Origin of the sequence: Pseudomonas sp. BNK-44-b (assembly GCF_047456245.1) — a bacterium.
GTDB classification, from domain to species: Bacteria; Pseudomonadota; Gammaproteobacteria; order Pseudomonadales; family Pseudomonadaceae; genus Aquipseudomonas; species Aquipseudomonas machongensis.
The window spans coordinates 5,032,150-5,045,584 of sequence record NZ_CP179908.1 but is presented as its reverse complement, the minus strand read 5'-3'; the positions used below and the strand labels follow the sequence as shown (position 1 = coordinate 5,045,584).

The window sequence follows — 13,435 nt, the reverse complement described above, 5'->3', positions numbered from 1 at the left end:
GAGGGCTATGCTAGCATACGCGACACCGTCTGAGCTTATCCCGACAGGTGAAGAGTGCTCAGGGTGACCATGAATCATTCGAGAGTTCTGCCGATGATCGACGTTGCGGTAATTGATGAGCTGAAGACCCTGGTCGACCCTGGCAAGGTCCTTGTCGACCCCGCCTCGCTCGAGGCATATGGCAAGGACTGGACCAAGCACTATCCACCGGCTCCTTCGGCCATCGTGCTGCCCAAAACCATCGATCAGGTCCAGGCCATCGTCGCCTGGGCCAACCGCTACAAGGTCGCGCTGGTGCCGTCCGGCGGACGCACCGGCCTGTCGGGCGCCGCAGTCGCTGCCAATGGCGAAGTCGTGGTGGCCTTCGACCAGATGAACCAGATTCTCGACTTCAACGCGTTCGACCGCACCGTGGTCTGCCAGCCGGGCGTGATCACCCGCCAGTTGCAGCAGTTCGCCGAAGACCAGGGGTTGTACTATCCGGTAGATTTCGCCTCGAGCGGATCCAGCCAGATTGGCGGCAATATCGGCACCAATGCCGGCGGAATCAAGGTCATTCGCTACGGCATGACCCGCAACTGGGTGGCAGGCCTGAAGGTTGTCACCGGCAAGGGCGAACTGCTGGAGCTCAATCGCGACCTGATTAAAAACGCCACCGGCTACGACTTGCGCCAGTTGTTCATCGGCGCCGAGGGCACCCTGGGCTTCGTGGTCGAAGCGACCATGCGCCTGGACCGTGCGCCGCGCAACCTTACGGCGATGGTGCTCGGCACGCCGGACTTCGACTCGATCATGCCGGTATTGCACGCCTTTCAGGGCAAGCTCGACCTGACCGCCTTCGAATTCTTCTCCGACAAGGGTCTGGCCAAGATCATGGGGCGCGGCGACGTGCCGGCGCTGTTCGACACCCAGTGCCCTTTCTATGCGCTGCTGGAATTCGAGGCCAGCACCGAGGAGGTTGCCAACGAAGCCCTGGCCACCTTCGAGCACTGCGTCGAGCAGGGTTGGGTGCTCGACGGGGTGATGAGCCAGAGCGAGACGCAGCTGAAGAACCTGTGGAAGCTGCGCGAGTACCTGTCAGAGACCATCTCCCACTGGACGCCCTACAAGAACGATATTTCCGTCACCGTCTCCAAGGTGCCGGCGTTCCTGCGCGATATCGATGCAGTGGTCGGCGAACACTACCCCGACTACGAAGTCGTCTGGTACGGGCATATCGGCGACGGCAACCTGCACCTGAACATCCTCAAGCCTGACCACATGATCAAGGATGATTTCTTCGCTTCTTGCACCAAGGTCAACAAGTGGGTGTTCGAGATCGTCGAGCGCTACAACGGTTCGATCTCCGCCGAACACGGCGTGGGCATGACCAAGCGGGACTACCTGGGCTACAGCCGCTCGGCAGATGAAATTGCCTGCATGAAAGCGATAAAGGCGGTGTTCGACCCGAACGGCATCATGAATCCGGGTAAGATCTTCGCACCTGAATAAGAAGGCAGTATCCAGAGGAGTCGGCCCCATGAGTTACCAGCACCAGTACGTAGACGGCACGCGCATCCACTTCCCGCTGGGCAAGGTGGTGTGCATCGGCCGTAACTACGCCGAGCATGCCAAGGAACTGGACAACCCCATCCCCAGCGAGCCGCTGCTGTTCATCAAGCCTGGCAGCTGCGTGGTGCCACTGGAAGGCGGCTTCAAGATCCCGACCGACCGTGGTTCGGTGCACTACGAAGCCGAAATCGCCGTGCTGCTGGGCAAGCCGCTGTCGACCAAGCCGACAGTCGAAGAAGTGCTGGATGCCATCTCCGGCTACGCCCCGGCCCTGGACCTGACCCTGCGCGACGTGCAGGCCAAGCTCAAGGAGAAGGGCCTGCCGTGGGAACTGGCCAAGAGCTTCGACGGCGCCTGTGTATTGCCGCCGTTCGTCGCCGCATCCAGTTTCGAGGACGTGACCGACATTCCGGTACGCCTGACCATCAACGGCGAAGTGCGCCAGGATGGCAGCAGCGCAATGATGCTCAACCCCATCGTGCCGATCATCCAGCACATCGCCGCGCACTTCTCTCTGCAGGCGGGCGATGTGATCCTCACCGGCACCCCGGCCGGTGTCGGGCCGTTCAATGTCGGTGATGAGCTGGTGCTTGAGCTGCCGGGTGTCAGCCGCTTCGAGAGCCGCGTGCTTTGATCTGACTACGCGTCGCCTTTTCGCGGGTAAACCCGCTCCTACAGGGATTTGCACAGCCTTGTGAGAGCGGTTTTACCCGCGAGCGATTTACCGTTTTTTTCACACCCCATCTGGATAATGCGCGAATCTTCGCCCATTTACCCAGGACCCCCTGCATGCCAGCACCTTCCAGCGCCCCAGCTTCCACCAAGCGTCGTTTCTACCTGCGCTGGCCGTTCGCCCTGGCTGTGGCAGCGGTGATCGGCTATGGGGTGGCCATCGCCATGCACTGGGACGACCGTGGCCTGCTGTGGGTCAAGGAGCGTTTCGAGAGCAGTGCCGAGCGAATTGAAAGCGTCTGGCTGCCGGACTACCTGGTAGACATCGACGCCAAGCCGTTGCCGGGCATGGACGAAGACGAAGCCTCGGACCTGTCGTTCAATCCGCAGACCCGCACGCTGTTCGCGGTGATGGGCAAGAACCCCTTCCTGGTCGAGCTCACGCTCGATGGCGACGTGCTGCGCAAGATTCCGCTGGTGGGATGGGAAAACCCTGAAGGCCTTGCCGTGCTGGAAAACGGGCTGATCGCGATCGTTGATGAGCGCAACCATGACCTGACGCTGGTAAAGGTGGACGCGAGCACCTCGACCCTCAATCACGATGACTTCCCCAGCTATGACCTGGGCAAGTCGGTCAAGAGCAACAAGGGTTTCGAGGCCATTGCCTGGGACCCGATGCGCCAGCGCCTGATCATCGGCGAAGAGCGTCCGCCGCGTCTGTTTACCTGGAGCGCCGATGGTCGCGGGCCGCTCAAGGGCGGCAAGCAGCTACTGCCCAGTGACGAGCTCGACCTGCGCAACCTGTCGGCGCTGGCGGTTGATCCACGCACGGGCCACTTGCTGGTGCTGTCGGCTGACTCGAACATGCTGCTGGAACTGGACGAGAAGGGTGAGCAGGTGAGCTTCATGACCTTGCTCGGGGCGTTCAACGGTCTGGGTAGCCGTGTGCCTCGGGCCGAAGGTGTGACCATGGACGATCAGGGCAACCTGTACATGGTCAGCGAGCCCGCGCTGTTCTATCGCTTCAAGAAGCACTGACAGGATTATCGGAATTTTCCGATGATGGCCTTAAGCTTTATTTCAGCTATGAATGATTAGATTCGGCATCCTCCGTCGAGTCCTCTTCATGCGCCGTCATCTTCGTTCGTTTCTCTTTCTTCTGGCTTTCTCCGTGCTGGCGGTGCTTGGCGTGGCGGGGCACGAGTTCCGTCTGTTCGAGCGCGGCTGGTTCAACCTCAAGAGCTGGTGGCAGCCGACCGAGCAAGGCATCGGCCTGGATCGCTACCAGGTGGTGATCGAGGCGCAGCCCATCGAGGGCCTGGACGACGATGTTTCGGCGCTGACCTACGACCCCGATCGCAAGACTCTGTTTACCGTCACCAACGCCCGCTCGGAGCTCATCGAGCTTTCGCTGGACGGGCGTATCCTGCGCCGCGTGCCGCTGACCGGCTTCGGCGATCCCGAGGCGGTGGAGTATGTCGGGCCGAACAGCTACGTCATCACCGACGAGCGCCAGCAGCGGCTGATTCGCGTGCGATTGGACGACGACACGCCGTTTCTCGACGCCAACGACGCCGAGCAGCTCACCCTGGGCATCGGCCTGAACGGCAACAAGGGCTTCGAAGGGCTGGCTTACGATTCGGCTGGCAAGCGCCTGTTCGTCGCCAAGGAGCGTGACCCGATGCTGATCTACGAGGTGCACGGTTTCCCCCATGCCAATCCGGAGCAGCCCTATGCGGTGCATGTGGTGCAGGACCGCAAGCGTGATTCGCGGTTGTTCGTGCGCGACCTGTCGAGCCTGCAGTTCGATGAACGCAGCGGGCATCTGCTGGCGCTGTCGGACGAATCACGGCTGGTGCTGGAGCTGGATGTGAAGGGGCGGCCGCTGAGCACCCTGTCGTTGCGCAAGGGGTATCAGGGCCTGAAGAAGACAGTGCCGCAGGCTGAAGGGATCGCCATGGACGATGCCGGGACCATCTACCTGGTGAGTGAGCCGAACCTGTTCTATGTGTTCAGGCAGTCGGCTGAGTAGGTGTAGTTCAGGGCTCTGTGGGGGCAGTGGTCTTTGTTGTGTCAGTGCTGGCCTATTCGCGGGTAAACCCGCTCCTACAGGTTTCCCGGTGTCCTTCAGAACAGCGGGGTACTTGTAGGAGCGGGCTTGCTTATTCAGCCTTCAGGCTCTTCACGCCTTCGGAAGTCCCCAGCAGCAGCAAGTCTGCCGGACGCGCCGCGAACAGGCCGTTGGTGACCACGCCAACGATCGCATTGATCTGGCTTTCCAGCTCCACCGGGTTGGTGATCTGCAGGTTGTACACGTCGAGGATGACGTTACCGTTGTCGGTCACCACCCCTTCGCGGTACACCGGATCGCCACCCAGCTTGACCAGCTGGCGCGCCACGTGGCTGCGGGCCATCGGGATCACCTCGACCGGCAGCGGGAAGGCGCCGAGCACCGGCACCAGCTTGCTGGCGTCGGCGATGCAGATGAAGGTCTTGGCCACTGCTGCGACGATCTTCTCGCGGGTCAGGGCCGCACCGCCGCCCTTGATCAGGTTCAAGTGCGCGTCGCTCTCGTCGGCACCGTCGACGTAGAACTCCAGCTCGCTGACGCTGTTCAGCTCATAGACCGGGATGCCATGACCCTTCAGACGCTGCGCGGTGGCCTCGGAGCTGGCGACGGCGCCGTCGAAGGCGGTCTTGTGCTGGGCCAGGGCGTCGATGAAGAAGTTGGCGGTCGAACCGGTGCCGACGCCGACGACGCTCTTTTCATCCAGCTTGGGCAGAATGAAGTCGACAGCGGCCTGGGCGACGGCCTGTTTGAGTTGGTCCTGGGTCATGCGGGCTCCGAGAGGGGCGGGAGGTTTTCTGAAGTCGCCTAGTATAACGAGTCCGGCGGCTTTGCTGTGGTCGCCCGACAGGGCGCTGGGGTAGACTTCCAGCCCTTGTCCCGCGGCCCAGTGATGTTTCCAAGATGCTCGAACAGTACGTCAAGAAGATCCTCACCTCGCGCGTCTACGACGTCGCCGTCGAAACCCCGCTGCACAACGCCGGCCAACTGAGCAAGCGCCTGGGCAACCAGATCCTGCTCAAGCGCGAGGACCTGCAGCCGGTGTTCTCCTTCAAGATCCGCGGGGCGTACAACAAGCTGGCGCAACTGAGCGCCGAAGAGCTGGCGCGTGGCGTGGTCACCGCCTCTGCCGGCAACCACGCCCAGGGCGTGGCCCTGGCTGCGCGGGAGCTGGGCATCAAGGCTACCATCGTGATGCCCAAGACCACGCCGGAGATCAAGGTCGAGGGGGTGCGCTCGCGTGGCGGCAAGGTGGTGCTGCACGGCGACTCCTTCCCCGAGGCCCTGGCCTATTCGCTGAAGCTGGTCGAAGAGAAGGGCTTCGTCTACATCCACCCCTACGACGATCCCCACACCATCGCCGGGCAGGGCACCGTGGCGATGGAGATCCTGCGCCAGCACCCGGGCCGTCTGGACGCGATCTTCGTGCCGGTCGGCGGCGGCGGGCTGATTGCCGGCATTGCGGCCTATGTGAAGTACCTGCGCCCCGAGATCAAGGTGATCGGCGTCGAGCCTGACGATTCCAATTGCCTGCAGGCCGCGATGGCTGCGGGCGAGCGTGTGGTGCTGCCGCAGGTGGGGTTGTTCGCCGACGGTGTCGCGGTGGCGCAGATCGGTCAGCACACCTTCGATATCTGCAATGATCATGTCGATGAGGTGATCACCGTCAGTACCGATGAGATCTGCGCAGCGATCAAGGATATCTACGACGATACCCGCTCGATCACCGAACCTGCTGGCGCCCTTGGCGTGGCGGGCATCAAGAAGTACGTCGAGTTGACTGGCGTCTCGGGGCAAACGCTGGTGGCCATCGACTCCGGAGCCAACGTCAATTTCGATCGTCTGCGTCACGTTGCCGAGCGCGCCGAACTGGGCGAGAAGCGCGAGGCGATCATCGCCGTGACCATCCCGGAGCGGCCGGGCAGCTTCAAGGCGTTCTGCGAGGCTATCGGCAAGCGTCAGATCACTGAGTTCAACTACCGGTACCACGCCGACAAAGAGGCGCACATCTTCGTCGGCGTGCAGACCCATCCAGAGACCGACCCGCGCGCCGCCCTGGTTCAGCACCTGACCGAACAGGGCTTCCCGGTAACCGACCTGACCGACAACGAACTGGCCAAGCTGCATATCCGTCACATGGTCGGCGGCCACTCGGCGGCGGCCAGCGATGAGCTGGTGTTGCGTTTCGAGTTCCCTGAGCGTCCGGGGGCGCTGTTCAACTTCCTCAACAAGCTGGGCGGGCGCTGGAACATCTCGATGTTCCACTACCGCAACCACGGTGCCGCCGATGGTCGTGTGGTGGCCGGGTTGCAGGTGCCGGAAGACGAGCGCCACCTGGTGCCCGAGGCGCTGGCCAAGATCGGTTATCCATACTGGGATGAAACCGACAACCCGGCGTACAAGCTGTTCCTGGGTTGAGCGGCTACGCTTGGCATGAATGGCAACACCGAACTTGCAGAAGCGGGCTTGTCCCGCGGTGAGGCCGAAAAAAGTCTTTCGAGGACCCGCACGCGATGGAACACCTGACCACCCTCAAGACCCTGCACATCCTCGCCACCGTACTGTTGATCCTCGGTGCGCTGGGTCTGGCGATCTGGACCTTGCGTGCCCGCCGGCAGGGTGATGCCGAGGCCTACGCCAAACTGCTGCGTCGGCCGCTGGTGTTCGTCTGGCTGGTGATGGGGCTGTGCCTGCTGAGCATGCCGTTCACCGGCTGGTGGCTGGTGCACCTGGTCGGCTGGCCGTTGGGCCAGACCTGGGTGCTGGCCTCCAGCATCCTCTATACCCTGGGCGCTTTCGCCGTGTGGTGGCTGCTGGTGCGGCTGAACCGCCTGCGCAAGGCCGAGCCTGCCGGGCTGCGCCTGACCCTGGCGCTGGCGGTGTTCAGCGGGGTGTGCTTCCTGTCGATTGCAGGATTGATGGGGGCCAAGCCGGTCTGATGCGTCTGCGGGGCCTTTTACACGGGTAAACCCACGAAGAGAGCCCCGCGATCTCAATCGCGTAACGAAATCACCGGCCAACCTCGCCGCTCGGCCTCTTCACGTAGTTTCGGATCCGGGTCCACCGCCACCGGGTGCGTCACCTGCTCCAGCAACGGCAGATCATTCAGCGAATCGCTGTAGAAGTAGCTGTCTTGCAGATCGTAGCCGTTCTCCAGCATCCAGCGCTTCAGGCGCGTCACCTTGCCTTCACGGAAACACGGTATATCGGTGCTACGCCCGGTATAGCGCTCGCCATCACGCTCGCATTCGGTGGCCAGCAGGGTGCGCACGCCCAGGCGGCGGGCGATGGGCGCAGTGACGAAGCGGTTGGTGGCGGTGATGATCACCAGCTTGTCGCCAGCCTCGCGGTGCTGCTGCAGCAGGGCGAGTGCCTTGGGCAGGATGATCGGCTCGATGCAGTCGCGCATGAATTCGCGGTGCCATTGGTCGAGCTGGGCAGGTTCGGTGGCGGCGAAGATCTCCATCGAGAACGCCAGGTAGGCCTGCAGGTCCAGGGTGCCATTGAGGTAATCCTGATAGAAGGCGTCGTTGCGTTGCTTGTAGGCGATGGGGTCGAGGATGCCCCGTTCACACAGGTAGTCACCCCAGGCGTGATCGCTGTCGCCGCCGAGGAGGGTATTGTCCAGGTCGAATAAAGCTAGGCGCATGGGTTTTCTCGCAGAAGCCTCCGGGAAGAAGTCCCGCAGAATACGGAGTTTTCACCTCGCTGCACATAAGCTATGGCGGGTGCGTTGCTGCGCTCGCAAGCTTTGTGGAACAATGCGGTGACATGCGTTTTCGAGGTTGCTGCCGTGATCGACCCGGATGGTTTTCGCCCCAATGTCGGGATCATTCTCACGAATGATGCCGGGCAGGTGCTATGGGCTCGGCGGATCAACCAGGATGCCTGGCAGTTTCCACAGGGTGGTATCAACCCTGACGAGACCCCAGAGGATGCCCTGTACCGCGAGCTGAACGAAGAAGTTGGCCTGGAACGCGAGGATGTGGAAATTCTTGCCTGCACTCGAGGCTGGTTGCGTTATCGTTTACCCCAGCGCCTGGTCCGCACGCACAGCCAGCCGCTGTGCATCGGCCAGAAGCAGAAGTGGTTCCTGCTGCGGCTGGTGAGCAACGAACAGCGGGTGCGGATGGACCTGACCGGAAAACCGGAATTCGATGGCTGGCGCTGGGTCAGCTACTGGTATCCGCTGGGTCAGGTGGTGACATTCAAGCGCGAGGTGTATCGCCGCGCCCTGAAAGAGCTAGCCCCGCGCCTGTTGACGCGCGACTGACGACGGAGTCCGACCCCGAGCCATGCTCAATACGCTGCGCAAGATCGTCCAGGAAGTGAACTCCGCCAAAGATCTCAAGACGGCGTTGGGTATCATTGTCTTGCGCGTCAAGGAGGCCATGGGCAGCCAGGTATGCTCGGTCTACCTGCTCGACCCGGAAACCAACCGTTTCGTGCTGATGGCCACCGAAGGCCTGAACAAGCGCTCGATCGGCAAGGTCAGCATGGCCCCGAACGAAGGTCTGGTCGGCCTGGTCGGCACCCGTGAAGAGCCGCTGAACCTCGAGAACGCTGCGGATCACCCGCGCTATCGCTACTTCGCCGAAACCGGCGAGGAACGCTTCGCCTCCTTCCTTGGTGCCCCCATCATCCACCACCGTCGCGTGGTCGGGGTACTGGTCATCCAGCAGAAGGAGCGGCGCCAGTTCGATGAAGGCGAAGAAGCCTTCCTCGTGACCATGAGCGCCCAGCTCGCCGGGGTTATCGCCCACGCCGAGGCTACCGGCTCGATACGCGGCCTGGGCCGCCAGGGCAAGGGTATCCAGGAAGCACGCTTCGTTGGCGTGCCGGGCTCACCAGGCGCTGCCGTCGGCCGCGCGGTGGTCATGCTGCCCCCCGCTGACCTCGAAGTGGTTCCGGACAAGACCGTCGAAGACATCGACGGCGAACTCAAGCTCTTCAACAACGCCCTCGAAGGGGTGCGCGCCGACATGCGCAAGCTGTCGGCGAAGCTTGCGACCCAGTTGCGTCCCGAAGAGCGTGCGCTGTTCGATGTGTACCTGATGATGCTCGAGGATGCCGCCCTGGGTGGCGAAGTGGCCGAGGTCATCAAGACCGGCCAGTGGGCCCAGGGCGCGCTGCGCCAGGTGGTCGGCGAGCACGTCAGCCGCTTCGAGCTGATGGATGACGATTACCTGCGCGAGCGCGCCTCGGACGTCAAGGACCTCGGTCGCCGCCTGCTGGCCTACCTGCAGGAGGCCCGCTCGCAGACGCTGGTCTACCCCGACAACACCATTCTGGTCAGCGAGGAGCTGACTCCGGCGATGCTCGGCGAAGTGCCGGAAGGCAAGCTGGTCGGCCTGGTGTCGGTATTGGGCTCGGGCAACTCCCACGTGGCGATCCTGGCGCGAGCCATGGGTATCCCGACGGTGATGGGTCTGGTCGACCTGCCGTATTCGAAGGTCGATGGCATCGAGATGATTCTCGACGGCTACAAGGGCGAGGCCTATACCAACCCCAGCGATGTACTGCGCAAGCAGTACAGCGACGTGGTCGAGGAAGAGCGCCAGTTGGCCCAGGGGCTCGATGCCCTGCGCGAGCTGCCGTGCGTCACCCCCGATGGCCACCGCATGCCGCTGTGGGTCAACACCGGCCTGCTCGCCGACGTGGCCCGGGCCCAGCAGCGTGGCGCCGAGGGCGTGGGCCTGTACCGCACCGAAGTGCCGTTCATGATCAACCAGCGCTTCCCTAGCGAAAAGGAACAACTGGCGATCTACCGCGAGCAGTTGGCGGCCTTCCATCCGCTGCCGGTGACCATGCGCACGCTGGACATCGGCGGCGACAAGGCGCTGTCCTACTTCCCGATCAAGGAAGAAAACCCCTTCCTTGGCTGGCGCGGTATTCGCGTCACCCTCGACCACCCGGAAATCTTCCTGGTGCAGACCCGCGCCATGCTCAAGGCCAGCGAGGGGCTGAACAACCTGCGTATCCTGCTGCCGATGATCTCCGGCATCCACGAACTGGAAGAGGCGTTGCACCTGATCCACCGCGCCTGGGGCGAAGTGCGTGACGAAGGCACCGACGTGCCGATGCCCCCGGTTGGCGTGATGGTGGAGATTCCGGCGGCCGTTTACCAGACCAAGGAACTGGCGCGTCAGGTCGACTTCCTCTCGGTCGGCTCCAACGACCTCACGCAGTACCTGCTGGCGGTCGATCGCAACAACCCGCGGGTGGCCGATCTGTACGACTACCTCCATCCCGCGGTGCTGCAAGCCTTGCAGACCGTGGTGCGCGACGCCCACGCCGAAGGCAAGCCGGTGAGTATCTGCGGCGAGATGGCCGGTGACCCGGCAGCGGCGATCCTGCTCATGGCCATGGGCTTCGACAGCCTGTCGATGAACGCCACCAACCTGCCGAAGGTGAAGTGGATGCTGCGTCAGATCAACATGAGCAAGGCCCGTGAGCTGCTGACCGAAGCCATGACCCATGACAACCCGCAGGTTATCCACAGCTCGCTGCAACTGGCGCTGAAGAACCTTGGGCTGGCGCGGATGATCGGGCCGAACAAGAGCCTTTGATCGTTCACAGGCCTCTTCGCGGACTTGCTCGCGAAGAGGCCTGAAAAGTCATACGAGGTTCAGTTCCACTTCCCCCAGATGCCCCCCAAAGGGCCCGAAACTGCGCTCGATCATCCGCCTTCTGCCCTGATCATCCACGATCAGCACGGTACTCGCCCGCGTTCCGTAATTCTGGCTGGCAATGAACACACTCGACAGCAACCGCTCGGTCGCCAACCCTACGCCGGTCTCCGGCAACTCTGGGTCCTGTGCTGGCGCAGCATCGGCCAGCAGCGCCAGTAGCTGCTGCGGGTCTGCCGATTCGAGCACCTCGCCCAGCGCCGAGCGCGCTTTCAGCAGTTTCGGCCACGGCGTGTCCAGCCCGGCGTTGGATAGCCCGTAAATACCAGGTGATAGCAGTCGTGGCGCCGGGTCTCGGGCGTGCAGGTAGCCCAGCCGCTCGCCATCGCCCACCAGCAGGTTGAACCCCGAGTACTGCGCACTGCGGCTGGCGACCTGGTCCAGATACGCTTCCACGCCCAGTTCGCCCTGCAGGAATGCGGCCACCAGTTCCCCGCGCGAACGTGGCCCGAGCGGCTGGCGAGGGTCGCGGATATTGGTCAGCGCCGCGAAGCGCCCGCCGGGGCCTATGCCGAGCCAGCTGCCACCGGCTTCGAGGTCGCGCCCGGCATGCACGCCCGGGGCATCCTCCCAGGTGGCCAGCGCCTGGGTGGGGCGGGCGTAGAACTCGTCGCGGTTGGCCGCGACGATCAGCGGCAGGGCGTGCCCCGGCCGCCAGGCGAATACGATCAGGCACATGGGTTGGCCTCAGTGTTTTGTGCCACTCTACCCACAGCCTGGCTGCACTGCCATCACCTGACACAGAGTTCACTAGAGGCGCAGCCCCGGCTTCCGTTACCATGCCGGATCGTATTCACAGGGTCTGCGAATGGAATTCGTGCTCTATCTGCTGTTGGGCGCCTGCGCCGGCGTACTGGCCGGGCTCTTTGGCGTGGGCGGTGGCATCATCATCGTGCCGGTGCTGGTATTCAGCTTCACCCTGCAGGGCTTCGATGCCTCGATCCTCACGCACCTGGCGGTCGGGACTTCGCTGGCGACCATCGTCTTCACCTCGATCAACGCCGTGCTGGAACATCACCGCAAGGGGGCCGTACAGTGGCCGGTGTTCCTGTGGATGACCGTCGGCATCCTCATCGGCGCGGGTATTGGCGCCAAGACCGCTTCGTTGATCCAGGGGCCGATGCTGCAGAAGATCATCGGCGTGTTCGCCCTGCTGGTATCGCTGCAGATGGCCCTTGACCTCAGGCCCAAGGCCAGCCGTGGCATCCCCGGCAAGCCTGGGTTGATCGCTGCCGGTGGGGTGATCGGCTGGGCCTCGGCGATCTTCGGTATTGGCGGCGGCTCGCTCACGGTACCTTTTCTCACCTGGCGCAGCCTGCCCATGCAGAAGGCCGTGGCCACCTCGTCGGCCTGCGGCTTGCCTATCGCCCTGGCCAGTGCCCTGAGTTTCATGATCCTGGGCTGGAACGAAACTCATCTGCCCGCGCACAGTCTGGGCTATGTCTATCTCCCCGCGCTGGTCGGCATTGCCGTCACCAGCATGTTTTTCGCCCGCTTCGGCGCGCGGCTGGCGCACAAGCTGTCGCCGCGCCTGCTCAAGCGCCTGTTTGCCGCGCTGCTGTTCTGCGTCGGCCTCAGCTTTTTGATCTAGAGGAACCACCATGCTGCCTTACCCGCAGATCGACCCCGTGGCCGTGGCCCTCGGGCCGCTGAAAATCCACTGGTACGGCTTGATGTACCTGATCGGCATCGGCGGTGCCTGGCTGCTCGCCTCGCGCCGGTTGAATCGCTTCGACCCGACCTGGAACCGCGAGAAGCTCTCCGACCTGGTGTTCTGGCTGTCGATGGGCGTGATCGTCGGCGGGCGCTTGGGTTACGTGCTGTTCTACGACCTGCACCAGTACCTGGCCAACCCGACGCTGATCTTCGAAGTGTGGAAAGGCGGCATGTCGTTCCACGGCGGTTTCATCGGCGTGATGCTGGCGGCACTGTGGTTCGGCAAGCGCAACAACAAGTCGTTCTTCGAGCTGATGGACTTCGTCGCACCGCTGGTGCCGATCGGCCTGGGTGCCGGGCGTATCGGCAACTTCATCAACGCCGAGCTCTGGGGCAAGCCGACCGACGTGCCATGGGCGATGATCTTCCCGCCGTTCAGCGATCCGGCGCAGTTGCCGCGTCACCCTTCGCAGCTGTACCAGTTCGCACTGGAGGGTGTGGCGCTGTTCCTGATCCTCTGGCTGTTCTCGCGCAAACCACGCCCGACCATGGCGGTTTCCGGCATGTTCGCGCTGTTCTACGGGATCTTCCGCTTCATCGTCGAGTTCGTCCGCGTGCCGGACGCACAGCTGGGTTACCTGGCGTGGGGCTGGCTGACCATGGGTCAGATTCTCTGCATACCGATGATCGTCGCTGGCCTCGCCTTGATCTGGTGGGCTTATAATCGCAAACCCACGGCGACACCCGCCCACTGATAATTCCACGGCAGGGGCGATCCCCCTGCCGTGCTTGCCACAGG

At 63.1% G+C, this 13,435-nt stretch carries 13 protein-coding genes; 10 read left to right on the top strand and 3 right to left on the bottom strand.

All coding sequences use genetic code 11. The features are described from left to right. Positions 1–93: 93 nt before the first annotated feature. The 4 genes from ACMGGG_RS22870 to ACMGGG_RS22855 all read left to right on the top strand — a co-directional run bounded on the left by ACMGGG_RS22870 (position 94) and on the right by ACMGGG_RS22855 (position 4,255). Positions 94–1,491: an FAD-binding oxidoreductase gene (locus tag ACMGGG_RS22870; RefSeq protein WP_414160022.1), complete on the top strand. Its 1,398-nt coding sequence runs from the start codon at positions 94–96 to the stop codon at positions 1,489–1,491. Positions 1,492–1,519: 28 nt separating this feature from the next. Beyond that, positions 1,520–2,185: a fumarylacetoacetate hydrolase family protein gene (locus ACMGGG_RS22865; protein WP_054891122.1), complete on the top strand. Its 666-nt coding sequence runs from the start codon at positions 1,520–1,522 to the stop codon at positions 2,183–2,185. A gap of 155 nt (positions 2,186–2,340) precedes the next feature. Then, positions 2,341–3,261: an SdiA-regulated domain-containing protein gene (locus tag ACMGGG_RS22860; RefSeq protein ID WP_414154482.1), complete on the top strand. Its 921-nt coding sequence runs from the start codon at positions 2,341–2,343 to the stop codon at positions 3,259–3,261. 88 nt (positions 3,262–3,349) lie between these two features. Then, positions 3,350–4,255 carry an SdiA-regulated domain-containing protein gene (locus ACMGGG_RS22855; RefSeq protein WP_414154481.1) on the top strand — a complete coding sequence of 302 codons (906 nt, stop codon included), beginning with the start codon at positions 3,350–3,352 and terminating at the stop codon, positions 4,253–4,255. 130 nt (positions 4,256–4,385) lie between these two features. Here ACMGGG_RS22855 and rpiA read toward each other — a convergent pair whose 3' ends face one another. Beyond that, entirely contained in the window at positions 4,386–5,060 is a 675-nt protein-coding gene (gene rpiA / locus ACMGGG_RS22850) for a ribose-5-phosphate isomerase RpiA (protein WP_054891125.1), read from the bottom strand. Positions 5,061–5,194: 134 nt separating this feature from the next. On the opposite strand from rpiA, the gene ilvA reads away from it, so the two are divergent. Continuing rightward, positions 5,195–6,709 carry a threonine ammonia-lyase, biosynthetic gene (ilvA, locus tag ACMGGG_RS22845; protein WP_414154480.1) on the top strand — a complete coding sequence of 505 codons (1,515 nt, stop codon included), beginning with the start codon at positions 5,195–5,197 and terminating at the stop codon, positions 6,707–6,709. A gap of 95 nt (positions 6,710–6,804) precedes the next feature. Then, positions 6,805–7,230 carry a DUF2269 domain-containing protein gene (locus tag ACMGGG_RS22840; protein WP_054891127.1) on the top strand — a complete coding sequence of 142 codons (426 nt, stop codon included), beginning with the start codon at positions 6,805–6,807 and terminating at the stop codon, positions 7,228–7,230. A gap of 53 nt (positions 7,231–7,283) precedes the next feature. Here ACMGGG_RS22840 and ACMGGG_RS22835 read toward each other — a convergent pair whose 3' ends face one another. Next, the gene (locus tag ACMGGG_RS22835; protein ID WP_054891128.1) at positions 7,284–7,940 is read right to left on the bottom strand and encodes an HAD family hydrolase; all 657 of its coding nucleotides are present in this window, start codon (positions 7,938–7,940) and stop codon (positions 7,284–7,286) included. 144 nt (positions 7,941–8,084) lie between these two features. On the opposite strand from ACMGGG_RS22835, the gene ACMGGG_RS22830 reads away from it, so the two are divergent. Continuing rightward, entirely contained in the window at positions 8,085–8,564 is a 480-nt protein-coding gene (locus ACMGGG_RS22830) for an RNA pyrophosphohydrolase (RefSeq protein ID WP_029614755.1), read from the top strand. A 22-nt stretch (positions 8,565–8,586) separates the two neighbouring features. Continuing rightward, on the top strand, positions 8,587–10,860 hold the full coding sequence (ptsP, locus tag ACMGGG_RS22825) for a phosphoenolpyruvate--protein phosphotransferase (protein ID WP_054891129.1): 2,274 nt from the start codon (positions 8,587–8,589) through the stop codon (positions 10,858–10,860). Positions 10,861–10,908: 48 nt separating this feature from the next. Here ptsP and ACMGGG_RS22820 read toward each other — a convergent pair whose 3' ends face one another. Next, positions 10,909–11,658 carry an NRDE family protein gene (locus ACMGGG_RS22820; protein ID WP_063541685.1) on the bottom strand — a complete coding sequence of 250 codons (750 nt, stop codon included), beginning with the start codon at positions 11,656–11,658 and terminating at the stop codon, positions 10,909–10,911. Between the two features lie 130 nt (positions 11,659–11,788). Between ACMGGG_RS22820 and ACMGGG_RS22815 the strand changes: the two genes are divergently transcribed. Beyond that, a complete protein-coding gene (locus ACMGGG_RS22815; protein ID WP_063541683.1) occupies positions 11,789–12,571 on the top strand; it encodes a sulfite exporter TauE/SafE family protein in 783 nt (260 codons plus the stop codon). A gap of 10 nt (positions 12,572–12,581) precedes the next feature. Beyond that, on the top strand, positions 12,582–13,391 hold the full coding sequence (gene lgt / locus ACMGGG_RS22810; protein ID WP_054891132.1) for a prolipoprotein diacylglyceryl transferase: 810 nt from the start codon (positions 12,582–12,584) through the stop codon (positions 13,389–13,391). Positions 13,392–13,435: the final 44 nt, after the last annotated feature.

Bases quoted from the DNA above. Each gene is read 5' to 3' on its own strand.
- ACMGGG_RS22870 (WP_414160022.1), top strand. From the start codon at position 94: ATGATCGACGTTGCGGTAATTGATGAGCTGAAGACCCTGGTCGACCCT.
- ACMGGG_RS22865 (WP_054891122.1), top strand. From the start codon at position 1,520: ATGAGTTACCAGCACCAGTACGTAGACGGCACGCGCATCCACTTCCCG.
- ACMGGG_RS22860 (WP_414154482.1), top strand. From the start codon at position 2,341: ATGCCAGCACCTTCCAGCGCCCCAGCTTCCACCAAGCGTCGTTTCTAC.
- ACMGGG_RS22855 (WP_414154481.1), top strand. From the start codon at position 3,350: ATGCGCCGTCATCTTCGTTCGTTTCTCTTTCTTCTGGCTTTCTCCGTG.
- rpiA (WP_054891125.1), bottom strand. From the start codon at position 5,060: ATGACCCAGGACCAACTCAAACAGGCCGTCGCCCAGGCCGCTGTCGAC.
- ilvA (WP_414154480.1), top strand. From the start codon at position 5,195: ATGCTCGAACAGTACGTCAAGAAGATCCTCACCTCGCGCGTCTACGAC.
- ACMGGG_RS22840 (WP_054891127.1), top strand. From the start codon at position 6,805: ATGGAACACCTGACCACCCTCAAGACCCTGCACATCCTCGCCACCGTA.
- ACMGGG_RS22835 (WP_054891128.1), bottom strand. From the start codon at position 7,940: ATGCGCCTAGCTTTATTCGACCTGGACAATACCCTCCTCGGCGGCGAC.
- ptsP (WP_054891129.1), top strand. From the start codon at position 8,587: ATGCTCAATACGCTGCGCAAGATCGTCCAGGAAGTGAACTCCGCCAAA.
- ACMGGG_RS22820 (WP_063541685.1), bottom strand. From the start codon at position 11,658: ATGTGCCTGATCGTATTCGCCTGGCGGCCGGGGCACGCCCTGCCGCTG.
- ACMGGG_RS22815 (WP_063541683.1), top strand. From the start codon at position 11,789: ATGGAATTCGTGCTCTATCTGCTGTTGGGCGCCTGCGCCGGCGTACTG.
- lgt (WP_054891132.1), top strand. From the start codon at position 12,582: ATGCTGCCTTACCCGCAGATCGACCCCGTGGCCGTGGCCCTCGGGCCG.